Below are 653 nucleotides of genomic sequence, written 5' to 3'. Positions count from 1 at the left end.
GTCATTAGCCATAACTCTTGGATTAACTCTTTGCCTGTTTCTTGGAGCTGCTGTTGGTTAGTTATAGGTCGTTGATTTTGTTCTGGTATATCAGTTCTTTTAATTTGCGTTTCGTTACGCTTGCCTCAAAGCGGATTAGCCATCGTAACAAAGCGGTGCAGTCGTGGGTCAGACATTGCATCAACAATAGATTGAGCGTGCTTATCACCCTTCTCTGCCTTTGCCCGATAATCGTTGTATTGCTTCTCGAACTCGTGTTGTTTTGAGTAACACTTACCACGCCAGTGTGAAGATGCTCTGTTGTGATAACACGTTGTTTCGTATTCACTACGTGACGCTTTAACTTGCCCGTGAGACACGTTGGCCATATGAGCGATTGCCTGTTTTGCTTTCTGTTCAGTGCCAACATTTGCCGAGAACGTGCAGTCCAACTGCATCACTTCAGCTAAATCCCATTCAAGCATATCTGCAAGCATCGGGTGAGAGAGTTCCAGCGCGGAACACATTTCAGCATACCCAAGCAGTATTGAGCATGGGCCGAAGATGTTGTGGCCTTGTAGGATTTTCGCTGGACTGGCTTTGATTTCGACAGATGGCGGTACGTTAGGAGAACCATTGTTGAACTTGATAGCGACACCAGTAAAGCTAGTTGG

Annotated in this window: 1 protein-coding gene; it reads right to left on the bottom strand. The window is 45.8% G+C overall.

Annotated elements, in window-relative coordinates; all coding sequences use genetic code 11:
- Positions 1-125: 125 nt before the first annotated feature.
- On the bottom strand, positions 126-653 hold a 528-nt coding region (locus CIK04_RS31880; RefSeq protein ID WP_325206075.1), incomplete at its 5' end, for a phage/plasmid replication protein, II/X family.

The organism is Vibrio sp. 03_296 (genome assembly GCF_002265885.1).
Note: the sequence above shows the minus strand (reverse complement) of the source record. Positions and strands in the feature narration are given on the sequence as shown.